Annotated in this window: 20 protein-coding genes; 10 read left to right on the forward strand and 10 right to left on the reverse strand. The window is 50.4% G+C overall.

Going from position 1 to position 20951, the window contains the following annotated elements; translation table 11 throughout:
* Positions 1-33 precede the first annotated feature (33 nt).
* Together HER31_RS10595 and HER31_RS10600 are read right to left on the reverse strand one after the other, a co-directional pair.
* Positions 34-2184, reverse strand: a complete 2151-nt coding sequence (locus HER31_RS10595) for a 3-hydroxyacyl-CoA dehydrogenase NAD-binding domain-containing protein (RefSeq protein WP_168660549.1) — start codon at positions 2182-2184, stop codon at positions 34-36.
* A gap of 9 nt (positions 2185-2193) precedes the next feature.
* Entirely contained in the window at positions 2194-3399 is a 1206-nt protein-coding gene (locus tag HER31_RS10600) for an acetyl-CoA C-acetyltransferase (protein ID WP_238786806.1), read from the reverse strand.
* Between the two features lie 134 nt (positions 3400-3533).
* Between HER31_RS10600 and HER31_RS10605 the strand changes: the two genes are divergently transcribed.
* Positions 3534-4613, forward strand: a complete 1080-nt coding sequence (locus HER31_RS10605; RefSeq protein WP_168660551.1) for an AraC family transcriptional regulator — start codon at positions 3534-3536, stop codon at positions 4611-4613.
* A gap of 11 nt (positions 4614-4624) precedes the next feature.
* On the opposite strand, the gene HER31_RS10610 is transcribed toward HER31_RS10605, so the two are convergent.
* Together HER31_RS10610 and HER31_RS10615 are read right to left on the reverse strand one after the other, a co-directional pair.
* Entirely contained in the window at positions 4625-5770 is a 1146-nt protein-coding gene (locus HER31_RS10610; protein ID WP_168660552.1) for a CaiB/BaiF CoA transferase family protein, read from the reverse strand.
* Positions 5771-5865: 95 nt separating this feature from the next.
* Positions 5866-6339 (reverse strand): CreA family protein, encoded by a 474-nt coding sequence (locus HER31_RS10615; protein ID WP_168660553.1) that lies wholly within the window; start codon positions 6337-6339, stop codon positions 5866-5868.
* Between the two features lie 176 nt (positions 6340-6515).
* On the opposite strand from HER31_RS10615, the gene HER31_RS10620 reads away from it, so the two are divergent.
* Positions 6516-6818 carry an NrfJ gene (locus tag HER31_RS10620; protein WP_168660554.1) on the forward strand — a complete coding sequence of 101 codons (303 nt, stop codon included), beginning with the start codon at positions 6516-6518 and terminating at the stop codon, positions 6816-6818.
* Positions 6819-7075: 257 nt separating this feature from the next.
* Positions 7076-7948, forward strand: a complete 873-nt coding sequence (locus tag HER31_RS10625; protein ID WP_168660555.1) for a DMT family transporter — start codon at positions 7076-7078, stop codon at positions 7946-7948.
* A gap of 350 nt (positions 7949-8298) precedes the next feature.
* Here HER31_RS10625 and HER31_RS10630 read toward each other — a convergent pair whose 3' ends face one another.
* Together HER31_RS10630 and HER31_RS10635 are read right to left on the reverse strand one after the other, a co-directional pair.
* Entirely contained in the window at positions 8299-8961 is a 663-nt protein-coding gene (locus tag HER31_RS10630; protein WP_168660556.1) for a DUF2913 family protein, read from the reverse strand.
* 444 nt (positions 8962-9405) lie between these two features.
* Positions 9406-9945, reverse strand: coding sequence for an NUDIX hydrolase (locus HER31_RS10635; RefSeq protein ID WP_238786807.1), 540 nt, complete (start codon positions 9943-9945; stop codon positions 9406-9408).
* 193 nt (positions 9946-10138) lie between these two features.
* Here HER31_RS10635 and HER31_RS10640 point away from each other — a divergent pair, with 193 nt between their 5' ends.
* The 7 genes from HER31_RS10640 to HER31_RS10670 all read left to right on the forward strand — a co-directional run bounded on the left by HER31_RS10640 (position 10139) and on the right by HER31_RS10670 (position 17879).
* Entirely contained in the window at positions 10139-11710 is a 1572-nt protein-coding gene (locus HER31_RS10640) for an AMP-binding protein (protein WP_168660557.1), read from the forward strand.
* Between the two features lie 709 nt (positions 11711-12419).
* A complete protein-coding gene (locus HER31_RS10645) occupies positions 12420-14471 on the forward strand; it encodes a TonB-dependent receptor (protein ID WP_168660558.1) in 2052 nt (683 codons plus the stop codon).
* A gap of 2 nt (positions 14472-14473) precedes the next feature.
* Positions 14474-15763: an ATP-binding cassette domain-containing protein gene (locus HER31_RS10650; RefSeq protein WP_168660559.1), complete on the forward strand. Its 1290-nt coding sequence runs from the start codon at positions 14474-14476 to the stop codon at positions 15761-15763.
* Positions 15753-16397 carry a CbiQ family ECF transporter T component gene (locus HER31_RS10655; RefSeq protein ID WP_168660560.1) on the forward strand — a complete coding sequence of 215 codons (645 nt, stop codon included), beginning with the start codon at positions 15753-15755 and terminating at the stop codon, positions 16395-16397. The genes HER31_RS10650 and HER31_RS10655 overlap by 11 nt, the downstream gene beginning before the upstream one ends.
* Positions 16394-16933: a core component of ECF transporter gene (locus HER31_RS10660; protein WP_168660561.1), complete on the forward strand. Its 540-nt coding sequence runs from the start codon at positions 16394-16396 to the stop codon at positions 16931-16933. The genes HER31_RS10655 and HER31_RS10660 overlap by 4 nt, the downstream gene beginning before the upstream one ends.
* Complete coding sequence (locus HER31_RS10665) at positions 16930-17655, forward strand: DNA-binding protein (protein ID WP_168660562.1); 726 nt, start codon at positions 16930-16932, stop codon at positions 17653-17655. Before HER31_RS10660 ends, HER31_RS10665 begins: the two co-directional genes overlap by 4 nt.
* Positions 17655-17879, forward strand: a complete 225-nt coding sequence (locus HER31_RS10670) for a hypothetical protein (RefSeq protein ID WP_168658690.1) — start codon at positions 17655-17657, stop codon at positions 17877-17879. The genes HER31_RS10665 and HER31_RS10670 overlap by 1 nt, the downstream gene beginning before the upstream one ends.
* 48 nt (positions 17880-17927) lie before the next feature.
* Here the strand turns inward: HER31_RS10670 and rpoS are convergent, their stop codons facing one another.
* The 4 genes from rpoS to HER31_RS10690 form a co-directional block, all read right to left on the reverse strand.
* Complete coding sequence (gene rpoS, locus HER31_RS10675) at positions 17928-18899, reverse strand: RNA polymerase sigma factor RpoS (RefSeq protein WP_168660563.1); 972 nt, start codon at positions 18897-18899, stop codon at positions 17928-17930.
* 217 nt (positions 18900-19116) lie between these two features.
* Positions 19117-19437 (reverse strand): ribbon-helix-helix domain-containing protein, encoded by a 321-nt coding sequence (locus tag HER31_RS10680; RefSeq protein ID WP_238786808.1) that lies wholly within the window; start codon positions 19435-19437, stop codon positions 19117-19119.
* Positions 19438-19528: 91 nt separating this feature from the next.
* Positions 19529-20086 (reverse strand): DJ-1/PfpI family protein, encoded by a 558-nt coding sequence (locus tag HER31_RS10685; protein WP_168660565.1) that lies wholly within the window; start codon positions 20084-20086, stop codon positions 19529-19531.
* 405 nt (positions 20087-20491) lie between these two features.
* Entirely contained in the window at positions 20492-20947 is a 456-nt protein-coding gene (locus tag HER31_RS10690; RefSeq protein ID WP_238786809.1) for a hypothetical protein, read from the reverse strand.
* Positions 20948-20951 lie beyond the last annotated feature (4 nt).

The raw sequence follows: 20951 nt of genomic DNA on the forward strand, positions 1-20951 counted from the left end.
TCTGTTATATGAATCGATTAACTCACTTAATCGTTAGCTAAACTGGCCTGAAGTTTTCAATGTTTGTGCCACTATTTCAGGAGTACGGAAGCGTTCGCCATAGCGATCAGTAAGCTGCTGGCAACGGTCAATAAAGCGCTGCAAGCCATAGCCATTTACAAACTGCACATAGCCGCCGGTCCATGTTGGTGCGCCAATGCCCATGATGGAGCCAATATTGGCGTCAGCCACACTGGTTACCACGCCCTCCTGTAAACACCGCAACGCCTCTATCACGTTGATAAACAGCAACCGATCCTTGATGTCATCATCGCTCACCTCTAGCTGAGGTTGGTAGTAGTGCTCAAGCAAGGGTGGCCACAATGTTTTCTCACCATTGTGATAATCGAAATAGCCGCCGTCACCGTGGTAACGGCCCTTACGGTTATGCTTTTCAACCATAGCGCGGATCAACTCGCTCCCTTGAGGGAATTGGCTATCCTCCGCTGGCTTTAAGCCCATCTCCACCTGAGTATTACGGATGGTGTAACTGAGTTGTTGGCTCACCTCATCGTGAATGGTAAGTGGCCCAACCGGCATTCCTATCGCTTTGCCAAGGTTATCAACCCGCAGTGGGTGTAGCCCTTCAGCCACCATCTGCGACGCTTCCGCTAGCTGCATGCCAAAGGTACGCGAAGTGAAAAAGCCAACGCTGTCATTTACCACAATCGGCGTTTTGCCAATTTGCTGCACGTAATCAAACGCTTTAGCTAAGGTTTCTGCAGAGGTGTGCTCACCGCAGATCAGCTCAACCAGCGGCATTTTGTCGACTGGAGAGAAGAAGTGAATGCCGATGAACCGATCTGGATTGGTCGCCGCTTGCGCCAGCGTGCGGATCGGCAAGGTCGAAGTATTGGAACCCCAGATCCCATCGGCCGCTAACCGGCTTTGACTCTGCTCGGTGATTTGATGTTTCAATGCCACCTGCTCAAACACCGCCTCGATAATCAGGTCGCAACCACTTAAATCATCAATCAACGCGGTTGGAGTGATGCGCTCGAGCAGGTGCTGTTTTTGCTCATCCGTGGCCCGGCCGCGACTGATGCGTTTATCCATAACGGTGCCACTGTACGCCTTGCCTCGCTGGGCGGCTTCGAGCGATACGTCCTTTAATACCACCTCGATACCAGCCTTAGCCGAAGCAAAGGCGATCCCTTGTCCCATCATCCCAGCGCCAATAATCCCCAGCTTTGTAATCGCTTGCTGTTTCACTGAGTTAGGGCGACTGGCACCACCGTTAACCTGATTGAGCCCAAAGAAGAACGTCGAGATCATGTTCTTCGCTTCAGCGCTACGAACCAAGGTAACGAAGTTACGCGTTTCAACCTCTAACGCTAAATCAAACGGCAACTTTAGTGCCTCAATAGCGGTATCGAGGATCCGCTCCGGCGCAGGCAATAGCCCACGGGTTTTCTGGTGCAGCATAATCGGCGCAGCCATCGCCAGTTGGGCGATTTTGGGGTGCTGCAGATTACCACCGGGGATCTTATGCCCTTGGCTATCCCACGGTTGCAATGCCGCTTCAGCTCGGCCTTGCTGGGCAATGATCCATGCCTTTGCTGCTGGTATCAGCTGCTCTTGCTCATTAACAAGTTGGTCAAGCAGCCCCTGCTGTTGGGCTTGGCTGGCGCGAAGCGGTTTACCCTCCAACAAGTATGGCAGTGCTTGTTCAATACCGAGCAGGTGGGTCATCCGCACCACGCCGCCAGCACCGGGCAGCAGCCCTAAGGTGACTTCAGGTAATCCGAGCTTGAGCGCTGGGTTGTCCCAACCGATACGATGGTTGCACAGTAAACACAGCTCCCAACCACCACCGAGTGCCGCGCCATTAATGGCTGCAACTGTTGGTACCGGCAACTGTTCGAAGCGACGCAGCAGCTTCTTGTTACTCTGAAACTGTTCAAATAGCACCGCAGCAGGTTGGTCATTGGCGGCCAACAATACCTGTAGATCACCACCAGCAAAAAAGGTTTTTTTGGCCGAGGCTAATACCACCCCCGCCAAGTCGGTTTCCGCTTCTAACTGAGCAACTGTAGCCGCCATCGCTTGATCAAACTCAGCGTTCATGGCGTTAACCGGCCCACTCATATCCATGGTGACGGTAACGATGCCATCGGCGTCCTTGTGATAATCAAATACACTCATATGGCCTCCTTAAACCCGTTCGATAATGGTAGAAATTCCCATGCCGCCGCCGACACAGAGGGAGATCATGGCGGTATTAAGATCGCGACGTTCTAACTCGTCGAGCACCACGCTTAGAATCACACCTCCGGTAGCACCAAGGGGGTGCCCCATGGCGATAGCTCCACCGTTAACGTTGGTGATCTCTGGGCTGATATCGAGATCTTGCATATAACGCAATGCCACCGAGGCAAAGGCCTCGTTGATCTCCCACAAGTCGATATCGGCTTTGCTCATGCCCGCCAGTTGCAACGCCTGTTGCGCCGCGGGACCTGGACCGGTGAGCATGATTGAAGGTTCGGTTGCTAATACGGTGCCCATAGTGATCTTGGCGCGAGGCTTGAGTTTAAGATCTCGCCCAGCTTGAGCCGAGCCAATCAGTACCGCACTGGCACCATCAACAATGCCAGAGGAGTTACCTGGGGTATGCACGTGCTTGATGGCGTTAACTTCAGGGTACTTAGTCAAGATCATCTCATCTGCGCCCATCGCTCCCATCTTGGCAAACGACGGTTTTAACCCCGCCAAGCCTTCCATCGTGGTATTGGGTTTAATGAAATCGTCCTGCGCCAAGATAACGATGCCGTTGCTGTCAGTTACCGGCACTACCGAGCGTTCGAAGTAGCCATTAGCTTGAGCAAAACTCGCCCGTCGTTGCGACTCCAACGCAAACTCGTCTACATCCTGACGCGACCAACCGCCAAGGGTGGCAATAAGATCGGCACCGATCCCTTGCGGCACCGATTTTTGGCTAACAACAAAATTCGGATCGGTAAACATCGCACCACCGTTGCTCCCCATCGGCACCCGCGACATCGACTCCACTCCGCCTGCAACCATCAGCTGAGTCCAGCCAGACATCACCTTTTGCGCTGCAGTATTAACCGCTTCTAAGCCCGATGAGCAGAATCGGTCTAGCTGCACACCGGCGACACTCTCATCCCAACCTGCGTGCATAGCAACCGCCTTGGCAATACATGAGCCTTGCTCGCCTATCGGGGTAACACAACCCAAAGCAACGTCATCGACGTAGGAAGTATCGAGGTTGTGGCGCTGCTGTAGTTGGCGCAGCAACCCTGCAGCTAATTCGATCGGCTTTACCTGATGGAGGCTGCCATCGGCTTTGCCTTTACTGCGTGGGGTACGCACTGCGTCGTAGATATAGGCGTGATTCATCAACGGGTTCCCTTTATTGCTGAATTCGGCGGCAAGCAAGTTGCTCGCATTTTATTCATTTTGGGATACTACCGATGGCCAAACAATGACAAGATAGAAGCTATAAATGGACAGTAAGTGACAGTGGTGAGCTGATGGAACAGGTCAACAACAGTGCCAATAACCCTCTGTACGGGAGCAATGGCACCACGGTGAGCTCACTGCGGCGATTAACCATCTCCGCACCGCTGCTAAACCACTCACTAACTGCAGTACGCCAAGCAGATATTGATCTCCACCGGGTACTGGCCAAATGCCAGCTTAATGCCGAGCAACTGACCGATCCCAAACAGCGAATTGATGTCGATAAGGTAGTAATGTTGCAGCGCTATCTTGCCGGAGCGATGCAGTGCGAGCTATATGGTCTGCTGCACCGCAAGGTTCCGTTAGGCACTTTCGAATTTTTTGCTGTGGCTGCGGTGCATTGCCGCACCATTGGCGACGTATTAACGCGCTTGGTGCAGTTCTACAATCTGTTCGACAATAGCTTCCGTTACCATATTGATTGCAAGGGTCGTCAAGCCTCACTGCGGCTGGAACGACTGCAACCGATAGCGGACAACTACGCCGTCGATTCTTTACTTACGGTGTTTCATCGCTTTTGCAGTTGGCTCTGCAACGATCGGATTTTACTTAATCAAGTCACCCTGGATTTTGCACCACCGGAGTACGCCGATGAATATCGCTATATCTATTACGGCGCTCCGGTGCTGTTTTCACGACCACAGATAAGCTTATGGTTTGATCGCAGCTACTTGGATCATCTGGTGGTACAAAACGAGAGTCGCTTAGCCAGCTATCTGCGCCGAGCGCCACTGGAGATCTACTTACCGTTAGATGCCGCCGGTGATGTCACCATTGCGGTACGGCAGCAACTTAAAGAGCAATTCAGTCGCGATGGCAGCTTATTAGGACTAGATGCGGTGGCCTCCGCACTGGAGTTTCATCCGCAAACCCTGCGGCGCCGATTAAAAGGGGAGCAAACCAGCTTTGATGTGGTGAAAGCTCAGATCCGGCGTGATATCGCCATCCACTTCCTCAGCGATCCCGACATGCGCATCGATGTCGTCGCCGAGCGCTGTGGCTACAGTGAGCCCAGCGCCTTTATCCGTGCCTTCAAACATTGGACCGGTTACACGCCGCTGCAGTTTCGTAAGGGGCTTGTTGGAGTTTAAGGCTTTGGCCGTTAAATGGTGCCGCTGTGACGAAGCTGTTGTTGCAGCTCAGCATCGATCTCAAATCGACGCAGCAATTCATCGTTATGGCCACCGACTGCTGGCACTGAGCCTACCTCCGTTGTGCTGTGGCTAAAACGCGGTGCCGGTGCAGGTTGGGTAAGTTCGTTCACCTTAACGAAGGTATTGCGTTGCTGATTATGAGGATGCTGTGCCGCCTGTTCAAAACTAAGCACTGGGCCAACACAAGCATCGCTACCATCAAACAACTCGCACCAATGCTGTTGTGGCTGCGCACGGAAGATTTGGCGCAAGAGCGAGGTCGCCTCTGGCCACTTTGTTCTGTTCCACTGCTGTTGCAATAACGGTTCGCTGGTTAGCGCTAGTCCCTGCAGCAGTGCTTGGTAGAACGGCGGTTCGAGTGCACAAACCGTAACGTATTGGCCGTCACTGCATTGGTAGGTTTGATTCCAAGGAGCGGCACCGTCAGCCCAACCATGGCCAAATTGCTCGTCGATGTGACCTGCATGTTTAAGCGTCCACATCAAGGTAGATAAGTAGGCAGAACCGTCACTGATGGCGGCATCAACGACTTGGCCTTGGCCCCCTTTACTGACATGCAGCAAGGCGCTCAAGATCCCCATAATCAACACCATTGAGCCGCCGCCAACATCGCCCATGGTAGTGAGCGGCGCCGTTGGTTCATGCTGTGGGCGGCCGCCGTACCAAAGCGCACCAGATAAGCCGGTGTAGTTAGGTTCATGCCCCGTTGCTTGCGCTAACGGACCAGACTGGCCGTAACCGGTCAAACGAGCGTAAATAAGATTGGGGTTGGCGTTGATGCATGGCTCTGGCCCTAAGCCTAAGCGCTCCATCACATTCGGTCGGTAGCCCTCAAGCAGTACATCCGCTTGGCTGATTAACTGCAGCAGTAGTTGTTGCGCTTGTGGCGATTTTAGATCCACCGCCATCGATTTTTTGCCACGATGAAATAGTTCGGTTCGCCGTTGGCAGTCATTACTACCGGCATTGCCATTAGCGGGTTTGCGCTCAATCAGGATAACTTCGGCGCCAAGATCCGCCAGTGCCATACCAGCGAACGGCGTCGGCCCAATCCCAGCCATCTCAATAACGGTGATCCCAGCTAACGGCCCCATGGCGTCTCCCTAACAAAACAGAAAACACCATTGTGGCAGGCGAAAGCTGGGACTCAATGACCGCAGAGATGGCTGAAAATAGACTCTAACTGACTTTAACCATCAACCTTCATCTTGGTTTGATACGCTTCCGAACCCCACAATGACACCGTTGATAACGAGTGTTTGTAGCTGCCTTCAGTCTCTTTGGTGGAGTAAGAGAGATACAACAGAGTTTGGTTTTCTTGATCAAATATCCGACGCACCTTAAGCGATTTAAACAAAATCGATTTACTCTGTTTAAACACCAACTCGCCATTATCAGATTTATCGATATCGTTAATATTGGCCAAGAAAATCTCACCGGTTTGACGACAGGCGATGCTGGAGTTAGACGGATCAGCTAACGACAGATCCGCTTCAATCGAGGCGATATGGCAGGTGACGCCCGGAACCTTCGGATCTTGGAAGTCCTTAATAACCACATCCTTGGTGGTAAACCAACCCAAGCTGACTTCACCTTTGTTATCACTACAGCCAGTCAACATGGCGGCCATTACTAAAGCGCTTCCGGCTAATTTCCAATTCATTATTTTATCTCCAGGGACTGCAATTCGTTATCAACTCGCGGATGAAGTTAACATTTTTCCATTTTACTGACATTGAGTCGTGACTAAGCTAACATTTCTTGGACATCAACCAAGACAACGACATAGGGCGCTGATTGAATAAGCGACCTATATAGTATGACAGCAAGGGTATTCCTGTGATCAAGACCATTTTAAAACTGGCTAGCGTAGCCATCTTTGCATTTTCGACTGCAGTATCAGCGATGGATCTGCCTCACCAAGGCGAAGTACTAGAAACCGTAAACAGCGGCGGCTACACCTACGTTAAAATTAACGAAGCCGGTGAAGACGTTTGGGCTGCTGGCCCGCAAATGGAAGTGAAGAAAGGCGATGTAGTTCGTTTTAGCGAGCAGATGCGCATGCCTTCTTTCACCAGCAAAACCTTAGATCGCACTTTCGCCCCACTGATTTTTGCTGGCGACTTTAGCATCCGTAAATAATGACCTAGGTTGTTATTAACGAACAAAGCCCGAGTGAATCGCTCGGGCTTTGTTGTATCTAAAACATATAAAATTAGTATGTTATTCAAATAGATAAAGATAAGTTAAACAGAGCTAACGCTCGCATCACCGTGGCACCTACTACGCCATTTAGCATCTGTTATCACCCCATTGATAACACTGACTCGCACCGTTTACAGCCAACAGTTACCATCCTATATCAGTCGTTAAACCCCTTAACCGATAAGACCTAGCCGATGTGGATCCTGTTTACCCTGCTTGCGGCTTTCGCCCAATCTTGGCGCAACGCCCTTCAAAGCAAACTGAGCGTTGACGTAAAAGCCAGCGGGGTAACCCTAGCACGCTTCATTTATGCCGGGCCCATCGCGGCATTGTATCTGGTCGCGCTGTACTGGTGGCAACCAACATCCCTCATTAGCTATAACCCGTCGTTAGCAAGATTCGTTGTGGGCGCAGCACTGATGCAGATCCTCGCTACCGGCTTAATGGTGCGGTTGTTCCAGATGAAAAACTTCGCCATCGGCGCCGGCTTGGCCAAAACCGAAGCGCTGGTTGCAGCGATACTGGGGGTATTGTTTTTCGGCACCAGCTTATCGCCACTGGGTTGGTGTGGGGTTGTAATTGGCGGCATCGCAGTGATGTTGTTATCGAGCAAAGGTGGCTTTAAGCAACTTTCATTACCAACGCTGTTAACCGGCCTAGCATGCGGTAGCGCTTTTGCGCTTACCTCGCTGTGGGTGCGTGAAGCCAGCTTGCATATTGACCTGCCCTTTCCCCACCGTGCCGCTTGGGTACTGCTGTTGGTGATTTCACTGCAAACTTTACTGCTGTTGCTCTATCTGCAATGGCACGATAAAGACACCCTAAGACAACTGTTTAAACGCCCTAAGCTCACCTTCGCGGTGAGCTGCGCCAGTTGCATCGGCTCTATCGGTTGGTTTAGCGCAATGGCGTTAGAAGCGGTGCCATTGGTAAAGACGCTTGGTCAGATTGAGGTGTTTTTTACGCTAATAATCGCCGCTTATTGGCTCAAACAGCGCCCTAAGATACAAGACGTAGCAGGGCTAATATTGATTGGTGTTGCCGCAGTTCTGGTGATGTGGTCTTAGCCAACTTTGCTCGCTGATTTAATACCAGCTCCAGCGCAGCATTTGGGAGCTAGGGCTAAAGCCTAAATCTGGGCTGTGTACCAATTAAGTGTTGTTCTTTCTAATACAGTTAAAGCACTGGCTAGGCGAGTCGCGATACAAAGGGTAAAGCACTATCGTAATTGATCTTCTGCCACATTGGAGCAGTCCAGCGAAGCGCTTTAGACTGCGACCTAATGCATACAAGAATGTGCCGTCACCACCGCGACATAACCCCGTAAAAGCACAACCGTTGGCAGCACCAATGCCTTAAGACAAACCTCAACAGCCAACAAGCACAACGATTCATGCTACTGCTATCGCTCTAGAGTTCATCCTTGTGATGGAGTTTGCAGCTGCGCCAAAATAGTGCCAGCGTTATTCGGGTAAATTATGAATTCACCGTGATATTTTACCAGCGACTTATAGTCGGTGATCTTATGCAGCAGTAACCCATGTTGGTAAGCAACATGGATTAGCTGGCTTACATCGCCACGGGCGTAAACCGACAGCGGTTTGATTAAAGTGCCAGTGTTGGCATCGATGCTTTGTTGCCACTGCTCGCTGCACACCACCAAGCTCGCCTTACCATCGGTATGGTGGGTTACCTTTCTCGATACTGGGTAGCCTCGCTCCACGTACCAGTCATGCTCATCCAGTGCGGCAAACAGCTGTTCGAGCTGAGTGGAACTCACCGCAGCCATGTTGCTGCTGGCGTCAACTAACGGTTGATAGGTTGCGCAGATCTGCTCGAAGATAGGCTTTAAGCCAGCATTCGCCCCTTGAGTACGGGCGGCCTTTTGCCATGCCAGCAACTGTTTGGCTACACAATGAGGAAAGCGTTGTTGCTTAATGGCACGAGTAACCCATGCACTGAAAAAGTGCGCTTCTGAACTTGGATTACACGGCACCTTGCCGCTTTGTTGCCCCTGTACCAATTCATCTAAGCCGGTTTTCGCCAGCATTAAAATGGCAATATTAAAACCTTCAGCCATGAGTTCGCCTTATACATCGTACTAACGTTGATTTAATGAGTATCTAAAAAGCAGGTTAACTTACAAAAACAGCCGCCCCAGCAATGATTATCTCTCAAATCTCTATTTATAGTGATAAACCTAGAACAAAATGGAACATTTTGATGTAGTTCACATTGGTGGTGTTTATAAGCTGCGCTATCACTAGTTTCTGACATTAGTCTAATTTTGAGAGTGCTAATTTTTGCACAGATCACAGTTAATGCCTGCTACAGCTGGCAAAATCGGCTTATGAATACCAAGAAATCACAACACATTCAGTATCAGCAAGCACCAAAGAAGTCTATGTCAGACCGCTTAGACTATGCTTTTTTGCAATTATCTCGCGCTTTACGATTTAGCGTCGTCTGATCTGTAAAAGTATATACAGTTGAGCGCCACTCAATCCCTTGAGTGTGGCTTCAATTATGCTGCTGATCGATTTTTCATCTTCTGACTAATGTAGTGCATTAGCCACGTTTCTCGTTGCAAACTCAACCCTGCTTTATCGCTTCCAGCCATTACACGCTCGTTATGGGCAATCGCCTGCTCTAGCTCTATCCATACCGGTTTCATGCCGTTAGCCTGCTCGTAATCCTCTAATTGGGTTTGTCCCAACTTTGGATCAGCCGTACACCAGTAACAGTATGAATACATACGGACGTTATCGTGACTTTCTTTATACCAAGGTCGCAGCTCGTGATAGATCCCAAGCTCTGCATTGATAACAACATTGCGTGCGCCAGTCTCCTCTTCCACTTCGCGAATAACCGCTGCAGCCAATGACTCGCCTTCGTCCACACCGCCACCGGGCAAACTGTAGTCGTCATACCGAGCGGTATACAGCAACAATATCTTATCGGCGTGGGTGATAACGGCGCGAACTGAGTGGCGGGTAAATTCGCTACCACCAGCAACCGCTTTAGGGTGTTCGCTGTATTGGAGGGTTGGCATGGTGCTATGCATTGGCGATTCCGAGTTTGAACGACAAAGGCGGGGATTGTACGGATTTAATCCAACGGGTGCATCCTCTGGTGGCAAATAATCTACGCTGACAATTCTGCTGATCAGACCAGTCTGTGAATAAAAATCGCTAGGTTAAGAATTAAACAGTTGTTTGAATGCAGTCAAGTTACTTCAAAGCGAGGAATACAAGGGAATGGCAATGCAAAATGATCTGGCAAAATTGTTTCAAGAAAGCTGTCAAAAATATGCGGCACTACCCGCCTTTAGCTGCTTAGGCCACACCCTAACCTTCGAGGAAGTTGGCCAACAAGCACAAGCTTTTGCCGCTTGGCTGCAACGCCATACCGATCTTGAGGTCGGTGATCGCATTGCCATCCAGTTACCTAACATTCTGCAATATCCGGTTGCCGCTTACGGTTCGCTGTTGGCTGGATTGGTGTTGGTTAATACCAACCCTATGTATACCCCGCGCGAGATGCGCCACCAATTTATCGACAGCGACGCTAAAGCGGTAGTGATTTTGGGCGATCTGCTACCAAACCTCGACAAGATCATTGCTGATACCGAGATCCGTACCGTGATAGTAACTGATCCGCTTGATCTCAGCGGCGGCCCTGCACGGTCACTAAGCAACAAGATTCACGTTGGCATGCAGCAGGTATTAGCTGAGGGCGCCAAGCTTTGTTGTAATGTTGTCTACACCGACAATCCAGAACAGCTGGCAATTCTTCAGTACACCGGAGGTACAACCGGGCCATCAAAGGGGGCGATGTTGTCCCACGGCAACGTAACTGAAAACGTCAATCAGATGATGGATTCCATCGGCGTGCGCTGTCGTGAAGGCGAAGAGATCTTTATTGCGCCGCTGCCGCTTTATCATATCTATGCCTTCAACCTAAATATGGTGATGTTCTTTAGTCGTGGCAGCTTAAATGTATTGATCCCTAACCCGCGAGATATTGATAGCTTCGTAAAAACAATGGCCGCCTATCCGTTCACCGCCTTTGCAGGGCTCAATACCCTCTTTGTTGGGTTATGCAGCCACCCCGACTTCGCTAAGCTCGACTTCAGTCAACTGGCGCTCACCTGCTCTGGCGGTACCGCTCTCACCGAGGCGGCCGCCAAGCTGTGGCAAGACACCACCGGTTGCGTTATCAGCGAAGGCTATGGGTTATCGGAAACCTCACCGGTAGTGACCTTCAATCCGGTAGATGGCGAACGTTTGGGTTTTTGTGGTATTGCGCTATCGCGCACTGAGATAAAAATGGTCGATGCATTAGGGCAAGAGGTACCTCAAGGGGAGCCTGGTGAGTTGTGGGTACGGGGCCCACAGGTAATGCAAGGCTATTGGAAGCGTCCAGACGCAACAGCCGAAGCGATGGAAGACGGCTTCTTTAAAACCGGTGACATCGCCCGCTTTGATGAGCTGGGTTACATTCAGATCGTCGATCGTAAAAAAGACATGGTGATTGTCTCCGGCTTCAACGTCTTCCCCAATGAGGTAGAAAACGTGCTGGCACTGCACCCAACTATTCTCGAGTGTGCGGTAGTAGGGGTACCCGATGAGCAAACCGGCGAGGCGGTTCGAGCTTATGTGGTACTCAAGCCCGGCGTTACACCAGATAAAGCTGGCCTGATCGATTACTGCCGCGAACAATTGACAGCATACAAAGTGCCTAAACAGGTAGAGTTTATCGCCGAACTGCCTAAATCTACGGTGGGCAAAACTTTGCGTAATAAACTACGTCAGCAAGCAACTGCTTAGTTAGCCATCACTTCCCCCTCCCAACCGAGCCGGATTTTCAATTCGGCTTGGTTCTCTAGCCCACTTTTAGACTGTGTACCAACTAAGTGTTGCTCTTTCCAATGCTGTTAAAGCACTGGCTAGGCGAGTTCTGATACAAGCGGAAAGCACTACTGCCGTTGATCTTCTGCCGCATTGGAGCAGTCCAGCGAAGCGTTTCGGACTGCGACCTAAGGTAAAAGGGGATTCCAACGGGGGCGGAGCTCCCCCCTAATGCATACAAGAACGCGCCGTAGCCACCGCGACATAGTCCCCTAAAAGCACCAGAATTGGTGAAGCCGAAGGCTTAAGATAAGCTTCAACAGCTAACTACGACACAACCCACTTTTAGCATTTCCCGGAAGTGTTAACTAGCAAATATTACGAGCTAATATTGTGTTGCTACCACTGAGTAAACCAACCACTGATGTTGTTAGCGCGGGCGTTGCCAATGGCAGCAGCGCTTGTAAAAACAGTTCGAACCGTCCACACCGCACTCACCCCGACCATCTGTCGCAACAATGCGCTGCAAACTGTCAAAAATAGGACATTATGTCCACAAGGCTAAGATCATCATCACAAAAGCAAGCCTTAGCCGGATTACTCCGTTATTTTGTCAATTTTTTAATTTAACCTGTCGGCAAATTATAGGCGGTCACTGTACTGCCCAATTCGTCGATGGAGAGAGAGAATGGATATGATGTCTGGCCGCATCAGTATTATTGCGGCAGCCGTTATCATGGCAATGCCAGTTATGGCAGAGCAAAGCACGGATTTTGGTGATATTGAAGATGTGATCGTTGTTCGCGGTGAAGCTCCGACAGCACAACAACTAGCAACCACCAGCTACACGATTGACGCCGACGCCATTGCCCAGCAAGGTGCCCTCTCTCTCGATCAGGTGCTTGCTACCGTTCCTGGTGTATTTGTTCGTACTGGCGGCCAAGGCCGACCATTAATCGATATTCGTGGCTTTAAAACCCGCCACGCCTTACTGCTGATCAACGGTGTTCCAGCCAACGCCAGTTACGATGGTCAGTTTGATACCCGTTCTATCCCGGCATCACGCATTGAGCGTGTAGTGGTTTCAATGGGCCCTTCGTCGTTGCTATACGGCAACGGTGGTAACGCTGGCATCATCAACGTTATCACCAAACGTGGTAACGACGATGCACCAACAGTGGCGGCACAAGTTGGCGGCGGTAACGATGGTCGCTGGTTAGCGGACGTAAGTGCGGCAACCCAAACCGATGCTACTGACTTTATGATCTCCTACAGCGGCACTGGCAGCGATGGCAGCAATATGCCTGACGACTTCGATTTCAGTGATAACGAAGACGGTGGTCGTCGAGACAACAGCGACGATGAAAACCATAAGATTTATAGCAGTGCAGGTTGGCAAGTTAACAGCGCAACGAAGTTGGCGTTAACCGTTGAGTATCAGGAGTCTGAGTGGGGGATCCCATCTTCATTGGAGGAGCTATCAGACAACAAAAGCAAATCGAAGTATGAGCGTATCGATGAGCAGAACAGCGGCGGAATTCAACTAAGTGGCGATCATCAGCTCAACGGCAATATGGCGCTGCGAGGCTACGTTTACTACAACCAGCTCGATGAGATCGCCAACGCCTATGAAGATGGCAACTACGAAACCATCACTGAAACCACTGATTCTCGCTCTAAGAACCAAGGTGCTAACCTACAGTTCTTGATTGAGAATGGAGCCCACCTATTTACCACCGCCTTTATTTATGAGAATCAGCGTTACCAAGCGTCGTTATGTGAGCCTACAACGATAAGCATTAGCGGTGATGGCAGCGGTGGGGGTTCTGGCGGTGGCAGTGGTTCTGGCGGTGGTGACGGTTCAGGTGGCGGCTCTGGTGATAATGACAGCAGCAACTGCAGTAACAGTAGTCATTCAATGGATCTCTATAATGTTGTTGCTGAATACCAATGGCAGCCGACTCAAAGCTACGGCGCAACCGCTGGCGCAAGTTGGCACTATAACGACATCTCAAAGGAGAGCGATTACTCCGGTTTAGTGTCTGGCTACCTGTACCTAACCGACGTCACCAAACTGAGCACCTCTGTTGCTCGTAAGGTTCGGTTTGCTACCTTGAAAAACCTGTTCGAACCGAGCAAAGGTAACGAAGATCTTGAAGCGGAAGTGACCGAGCACCTTGAAATCGGCCTAGCGCACCAGTTCAACCCGTCGAACCAAGTTGAGTTGTCGCTTTACCATAGTGATATCGATAACTACATCGAAAAAGATGAACTCAATGGCAATATCTACCGCAACTTCGCCAAGTACCGCTTCCAGGGCGTTGATGCAACCTGGCGCAACCGCGACCTATCCAAACTCGATATTGATATTGCCTACAGCTACCTCGATGCGGAAAACCGCGATCCAGAAGATTCTAGCCGTGATCAGTTGCAAAACCGCCCTAAGCATCAGATCCAAACCAGCTTTGTTGGTTACTTGCCGTGGGATATCACCACTCGTCTAGATGCTAGCTGGGTGATGGATGTGGTTGATTACTACGAAAACAAAGATAAAGAGATGGTTAAGATCGACTCTGGCGATTACACCGTAGTTGACTTAACCGTGTCACAACCACTGCCAATGAAGGGGTGGTCTTGGCAAGCAGGGATCACCAACTTACTGGACGAAGAGTACAGCCAAAGTGTTGATCTGCTGTCACCGGGGCGCGAATGGTTAGTCAGCATCAAAGCTGAGTTCTAACAATGACGGTGATGTCGGTATCGCAGCTTAATGTGATACGCAATGGGGTGCCGTTATGGCGCCCCATTGATCTTTCTATTAAAGCGGGCGAACTGATATTGCTGTTGGGGGATACCGGCACGGGCAAAAGTACCTTGCTTACCGCCATGGCCGGGTTACTCAAACCGGACGGTGGTGCAATTCGCTGCAATGGACGCTGTGGTTTGGTATTACAAGATCCCTGCATTCAGCTTATTCGCGACCAAATCGGTCCCGAAGTTGCGGTATTGCTGGAGTGTCTTCAGGTACAACCGGAGCAGATGCAGGCTCGTGTTACTGCGGCGCTTAAGCTGGTGGATCTCGACTTGCCGTTAGATCAACCGACGCAAAGCCTATCCCAAGGCCAGCGTTATCGTTTGTTGATTGCAGCCCAGCTGGTAGCCACTCCGCAACTGCTGCTACTGGATGAGCCGTGGGCACAGATGGACGATGACTCCTTTATCCAGCTACAACAAGTTCTCAAAACCTTACTGCAACAAGGCGTCAGCGTTGTAGTCAGCGAACATCAAGCTGAGCCTTGGGCTGCGCTTGCAAGCCAAACCCACCAACTAAGTGCGGAAGGGCTTAACCCACCTAAAGCCGTCAGCAGCAAGCCAATTAGGTCCGCACAGCCATCAACTGCCTCCTTAGTAAAGCTTAGCAGTGGCGAGTGCACCCTTGCAGTAGGGCAACGTAAGTTGTCGCTACCCCCATTAACATTGCATCAAGGTGAACGCGCTTTGCTTTGCGGTAGCAACGGTTGCGGCAAAAGTACCTTGTTGGGCGCCATGCTTGGTTTAACGGCTGAGATTGAAGGTGACTTCAGGTTACTGCCTGATCTTGATAGAGAGTCGGTTAAGCACCATGTTGGGCTGGTATTACAGCAACCAGCGAAACAGCTGTTTGCCACTACCGTACTGGAGGAGCTGTGTTTCTCGCAACTGCGCCAAGGGATTAGTGCAGCAGCGGCGGAAGCGGAATCGATGGCACTGTTAGCACGGCTCAAACTGGACAATTTGGCTGAGCGTTCACCCTACACCCTCTCCTATGGGCAACAGCATCTTGTTGCCATTAGTAGTCAGCTACTGCGTAAACCACAGCTGTTGTTACTCGATGACCCGTTTGCTGGCCTTGATCATCACAGCACTGAAGTACTGTGGCAGTTGCTGGATGAACATACTGATAGTTGTGCCACCGTTATCGCTAGCCACAGGCCTATCGCAGGTGTGCATAGCCATTGGCAGATAGAACAGGATCGTCTTTATGTGGCCTAAGCAACTGCAGCCCAAGCCAGTAACATGGGTGCAGATAAAACTAGTACTAAGCCCACTTTTTGTCGCCTTAGCGTTTGCGTTACCGCCGCTGCCACTGGCTGCTTTAGCGCTACTGTTAACCTTGTTGGTGTTGCGTTCGCCCGATGGTTGCAAGCAGATGCTAAGACTGACCAAATTTATGTCAGTGCAGTTTGCGTTGGTGCTGCTGTTTTATTGCATCCGTTTTGGTTTTGATAGCTGGCCCCAAGCATTGCTTATTTCTAGCCGGCTCTATCTGGCAGTGTTGCCAGGGCTGTGGTTTTTTCTTTCCTGCCCTCAGCATTATGTGGTGCAAGCCATTAAGCCGTTTCTGTCTAACCGCAATGCGGTCGTGATTGCGGCTACCTTGGCATTACTGCCTCGGCTTACCAGCGAGGCCCGCCAGCTTTATCAATTGCAGCAGCTTCGTGGCGCTAAGATCGCTCCGCAAGATCTGTGGCGGATCGGCGCTTGGCATGATTTGGTCACCACTGTCCTTACTCCATTGCTAATCCAACTGGTACGGCTAACCCAGCAACAAGAACTCGCGTTACGAGCTCGCGGTTATCACGACCACACCAACCCTACTCATTACCCTATTGATGAAACCCAATGAATAAACTCAAACTGGCCGATGCTCTGCTCATTGGCGCGCTATCTTTGCTGCTTTTGAGCTTTAAAGCCGCAGTGAAACTGAAGCTTGGATTAAGTGGCCACACCATGTTCTTAATGGTGTTGGTGTTCCTGTTAGCCCGCGGTTTGGTGCCGGTGCGAGGCTCAATAATCTATTGCGGTTTGCTAACCGGCATACTAGCAATGCTACTTGGCATCGGTAAGGGCGGACCATTGATATTACTTAAATTCCTTCTACCTGCTGTCGGCATAGAGCTGGCCTGCTTGCTGTTGCCGTTTGCACCGTGGCATCGGGTAACCGCCATTGCTGCCGGAGCCGCAGGGCTTATTGCTTGGGTGATTAAGGGGGCCACCGAGATGGCGCTGGCCGGTGCCGACATCGACATTATCCTCATGCAGATGGGCTGGAAATCCTTCGGCGGCGGGATCTTTACCGTGCTCGCCGCACTATGCGTGCCGTTGCTATTGCAACGACTAGCTCACCACCAACTTATTCCAACCGAGCGACAGCCCCAATGAAGCTATTTATCTGTATTGATGACACCGACATTATTGGGTCGAAAGGCACCGGCGAGATCGCTGAGGAGATCGGCGCGCTGCTGCAACAAAAACAGCTAGGCCAAGCCAGCTCAGTCAGTCGTCACCAGTTGTTTGTGCACCCAGACATTCCCTATACCTCACACAACAGTTCGATGTGTTTTGAACTAAAGACCCAAGCTGAGCATCTGCCCGCGATCACTCAATGCTGTATTGAGCATCTATTAGAGCAAAGTGCAGAAGGATCGGATCCTGGCCTCGCTATCGCCACTGAAGAGGGCTGCGACTGGCCGCGATTAATTGATTATGGCCAACAAGCCAAAAAACGGGTGCTGACCAAAGCACTGGCCTACGATCTAGCCAAACAGCTTGGGGTGCACTTATCTGAACATGGTGGCAGCGGCGACGGCATTATCGGCGCGCTAGCGGGGATTGGTTTGCGAAAATACGGCAGTGATGGCCGCCTAAAAGGTCAGATCCAACTGCCGCAGCACTGCAGCTCGATGCTAGTTGCCGAGTTAATTGAGCAAACCGCTATCGAACAAGTACTGGATTTGGCCCATCAACCACTAAGCTCAACAGCACAAATTCAACTACAAGGTAAGATCAAAGCGGTTCGCTGGCACGGACAAAGCTGTTTACTCGTAGATAAGCAAGATGGGCTCTGGCATAACGTGGGCCGCCAGCAGTTGAAGGATTACTGATGATGAAGCAGTTCGTCGACGATAACGGCAAGTGGTTATTTAGCGGTAATAGAGATGATTTGCAGTTAAGTCGAATGGTGGCGAAGGCGTGTGAGTCGTTTGCAGAAGACGATGAAGACGAGCAAATTGACGATATAACGCGCTCCTGCTTTAACTGCGCCTATCGACGCTGGAGTGTCGACAGTTTTCACTGTCTGGCACCTAATTGCCGCACGGACCAATGAGATAAAAAGAGAGCTGAATTCAGCTCTCTTTTTATAGCCACCAACCGCTCAACCAAAGTCAAAAATGACCTCAGGAGATAGTCCTTCATTCACCAGCCTATTTCGCAGTCTGGCTAACGCTTGCGCTTGGATCTGCCGCACCCGCTCGCGAGTCAGGCCAATCTCCGCACCAAGCCTAGCTAAGGTCATGGGTTCATGCCCGAGCAAGCCAAAACGACGGGCTATCACCTCGCGCTCCCGCTCGGGTAACGACAGTACAATATCGGTAAGCGATCGATTCACTTCGTTTCGCTCTAGTTCACTGCTGAATCGAGCTTCGTCCGACACTTGATCAACAAGATTACGAGAATTATCTTCCGCCACCGGCAAATCCAGTGAGGTGGTCTTTTCTCGTAACTTGAGGATTTTGCTGACCTGCTCTACTGGCTTTTCGACCTCGCGGGCGATCTCTTCAATGGTGGCTTCATGATCGCCATTTTGCGATAAGCGCCGCGACGCTCTAAGGTATGTGTTGAGCTCTTTAACCACATGAATCGGCAAGCGAATGGTGCGGGTGGTGTTCATGATTGCCCGCTCGATACTCTGACGGATCCACCAAGTTGAATAGGTAGAGAAACGGAAACCGCGCTCAGGATCAAACTTCTCCACCGCGTGCATTAAGCCAAGGTTACCCTCTTCGATAATATCAAGGATATCCAAACCTCGGCTGCTATAGCGGCGGGCGATCTTAACCACTAACCGTAAGTTGCTTTCGATCATGCGATTGCGCGACCTAACACACCCTTTTTGAGCTCGACGAGTGAAATACACCTCCTCCTCCGCCGTTAACAGCGGTGAGAAACCAATTTCACTCAGATACAGTTGGGTTGCATCAATATTTTTAACTAGGTCCTGCTTTGCCTGCTCTGCCTGCTCTGCCTGCTCTGCCTGCTCTGCGACCATAGCCGGCTCGCTATGATTGTTCTGCGCGCTATTGGCTACCTCAATATTCGCGTTAAATTTTTGAAATTCGAATTCCATTTCGCTTTCCACCTTACCCGATCAATTCGAAACCAGTTTAAACTCGCCCGTGTAGCATTTGTATGACAACAACGATCTTTGTTGGGCCAATTTATTGGTAACAATCACGATTAATATAAACGTCCTTGGAGCTGACAAAGATAAAACGGGTCACAAGAACAACCACTTTGATTTAGGCGAAATAACACCCTGTCCCACAGGCCGCCTCTTGGTAGAGTTACTGTAAATCTCGATGAATCGACACTGGCTTTAATTGCCGTTGGTTTAATTGTTGCTGCTCCTGGTCGAGCAACTGTTGTGCATCGAGCGTGGCAATGGGTTCAATCCCATCACGATTGAGTACCCCATCCGCCGCAAGTGACAAATAACGCGAACAGCACACTCGTAAGAATGAAGTGAAGTTTCCCATATCATGCTCTGCGTCGAGCGACTCTAAATAGAGCTTGGTTATCAGCTGCGTCGCGGTCATGTCGTCACGAACTGCAATCTCTTCCAATACCCCCCAAAAAAATCGTTCAAGTCGAATTGAGGTGACCATGCCGTTGATGCGAAGTGAACGGGTTTTGCTTCCCCAGAGACTACTGTCTGATTGTATAAATAGCTGGCACATGGGCATGGCCCTCAGTCAATTAAAATAACGCGACAAACTGCTTGAGCATCGCCGGATGGGCTGGCCATGCTGGAGCCGTCACCAAGTTACCGTCGGTGACTGCCTGATCGACCGCTAAGCAAACGTATTCCGCTCCGGATTGTCTCATTTCGGGTTCACAAGCTGGGTAAGCCGAAACGGTTCTTCCTTCGAGCACACCAGCGGCAGATAAGATTTGCGGCCCATGACAAATGGACGCGACCGGTTTATTGGCGCTAAAAAATCCACGCACTAATTCGAGCACTTTAGGGTTTAACCGCAGGTATTCAGGGGCTCGACCGCCCGGTATATAAAGTGCGTCATAGTCACTGCTATTAACGCCTTCAAAATCGGCATTGAGTTGGAAATTATGACCCCGTTTTTCGGTATAGGTTTGATCCCCCTCAAAATCGTGGATAGAGGTTGGGATCACCTCCCCGGCCACTCGATCCGGGCACACTGCATCAACCTCATAACCCATTGCGAGCAAGGCTTGGAAAGGCACCATATTTTCGTAATCTTCGACAAAATCACCGGTAACCATTAACACGCGAGTCATACTGAACTCCTTGTGGTAGCTGCTGACATGGGCTCAATAATTAGACTATGCCTATGCAAGGCAAATTACAGTCGCCCGTTACGTCTATTGAAACATACCAAAATCAGTGTTAGGTATTAACGCATTACTACAACCCATTAACATTTTCGGTTGGCCGCACTACTTTTCACAGCATAACTAACGGTTTTCAGGAAATAGAATTCGCTGCTGAGAATAAATTATTGGAGGGGGGTTAATTGGAGCGGGGTAAATTGACGTTAAGCCTTCGTGCTTGATACTTAACGCTAAGGCTAAGCTAATGGCGATTTGATAATGGGTACCGCGCGAGGATTATCGATACTGCAGCGCCATGAGCTAAACTCTCACGCGGTAAACTAACGCTGATTTAAGTCAGCAACACGCTAATTAGGAGAGTACGCCCGCCTTGTTTAGGGAATGGGCATACCATGCTAATAGGCCAGCGATAATAAAAATGGTCGCAGTGAAGGCTAGCGAAATAGGATCTCCAATCACCTCCATACCATTACTAAACACGTAGTTACGCACAGCAGTAATGGTCATGCAGATCCACGATAGTAACAATACCGGTGCGGCCCACTTTTTTTGAAGTAGCAGCAGCAAACAGCCGAGCACGCCGCCCCAAACCGCAATCGCCCAACAACAGACAATAAATGTTGGCATCGCGTAGAAAAACTCTAACTGGGCAGGGGTGAATTGCGCCATATAATCGGCGGACTTGGTCTGGGTCATGTAGTAATCAAACCCACCGCCACTGTTCCAGAGCACCCCAACAACCGCCACGATATAGAGGTGCCAAGGGGTCTTAACGTTATCTTGGTTGTTCAATATTTGCTTCTCCACTCAT

The organism is Ferrimonas lipolytica, from assembly GCF_012295575.1.
Taxonomy (GTDB): domain Bacteria; phylum Pseudomonadota; class Gammaproteobacteria; order Enterobacterales; family Shewanellaceae; genus Ferrimonas; species Ferrimonas lipolytica.

Bases quoted from the DNA above. Each gene is read 5' to 3' on its own strand.
- HER31_RS10625 (WP_168660555.1), top strand. From the start codon at position 7,076: ATGTGGATCCTGTTTACCCTGCTTGCGGCTTTCGCCCAATCTTGGCGC.
- HER31_RS10670 (WP_168658690.1), top strand. From the start codon at position 17,655: ATGATGAAGCAGTTCGTCGACGATAACGGCAAGTGGTTATTTAGCGGT.
- HER31_RS10640 (WP_168660557.1), top strand. From the start codon at position 10,139: ATGGCAATGCAAAATGATCTGGCAAAATTGTTTCAAGAAAGCTGTCAA.
- HER31_RS10680 (WP_238786808.1), bottom strand. From the start codon at position 19,437: ATGGTCACCTCAATTCGACTTGAACGATTTTTTTGGGGGGTATTGGAA.
- rpoS (WP_168660563.1), bottom strand. From the start codon at position 18,899: ATGGAATTCGAATTTCAAAAATTTAACGCGAATATTGAGGTAGCCAAT.
- HER31_RS10605 (WP_168660551.1), top strand. From the start codon at position 3,534: ATGGAACAGGTCAACAACAGTGCCAATAACCCTCTGTACGGGAGCAAT.
- HER31_RS10655 (WP_168660560.1), top strand. From the start codon at position 15,753: ATGTGGCCTAAGCAACTGCAGCCCAAGCCAGTAACATGGGTGCAGATA.
- HER31_RS10685 (WP_168660565.1), bottom strand. From the start codon at position 20,086: ATGACTCGCGTGTTAATGGTTACCGGTGATTTTGTCGAAGATTACGAA.
- HER31_RS10610 (WP_168660552.1), bottom strand. From the start codon at position 5,770: ATGGGGCCGTTAGCTGGGATCACCGTTATTGAGATGGCTGGGATTGGG.
- HER31_RS10645 (WP_168660558.1), top strand. From the start codon at position 12,420: ATGGATATGATGTCTGGCCGCATCAGTATTATTGCGGCAGCCGTTATC.
- HER31_RS10650 (WP_168660559.1), top strand. From the start codon at position 14,474: ATGACGGTGATGTCGGTATCGCAGCTTAATGTGATACGCAATGGGGTG.
- HER31_RS10600 (WP_238786806.1), bottom strand. From the start codon at position 3,399: ATGAATCACGCCTATATCTACGACGCAGTGCGTACCCCACGCAGTAAA.
- HER31_RS10630 (WP_168660556.1), bottom strand. From the start codon at position 8,961: ATGGCTGAAGGTTTTAATATTGCCATTTTAATGCTGGCGAAAACCGGC.
- HER31_RS10615 (WP_168660553.1), bottom strand. From the start codon at position 6,339: ATGAATTGGAAATTAGCCGGAAGCGCTTTAGTAATGGCCGCCATGTTG.
- HER31_RS10635 (WP_238786807.1), bottom strand. From the start codon at position 9,945: ATGCATAGCACCATGCCAACCCTCCAATACAGCGAACACCCTAAAGCG.
- HER31_RS10660 (WP_168660561.1), top strand. From the start codon at position 16,394: ATGAATAAACTCAAACTGGCCGATGCTCTGCTCATTGGCGCGCTATCT.
- HER31_RS10665 (WP_168660562.1), top strand. From the start codon at position 16,930: ATGAAGCTATTTATCTGTATTGATGACACCGACATTATTGGGTCGAAA.
- HER31_RS10595 (WP_168660549.1), bottom strand. From the start codon at position 2,184: ATGAGTGTATTTGATTATCACAAGGACGCCGATGGCATCGTTACCGTC.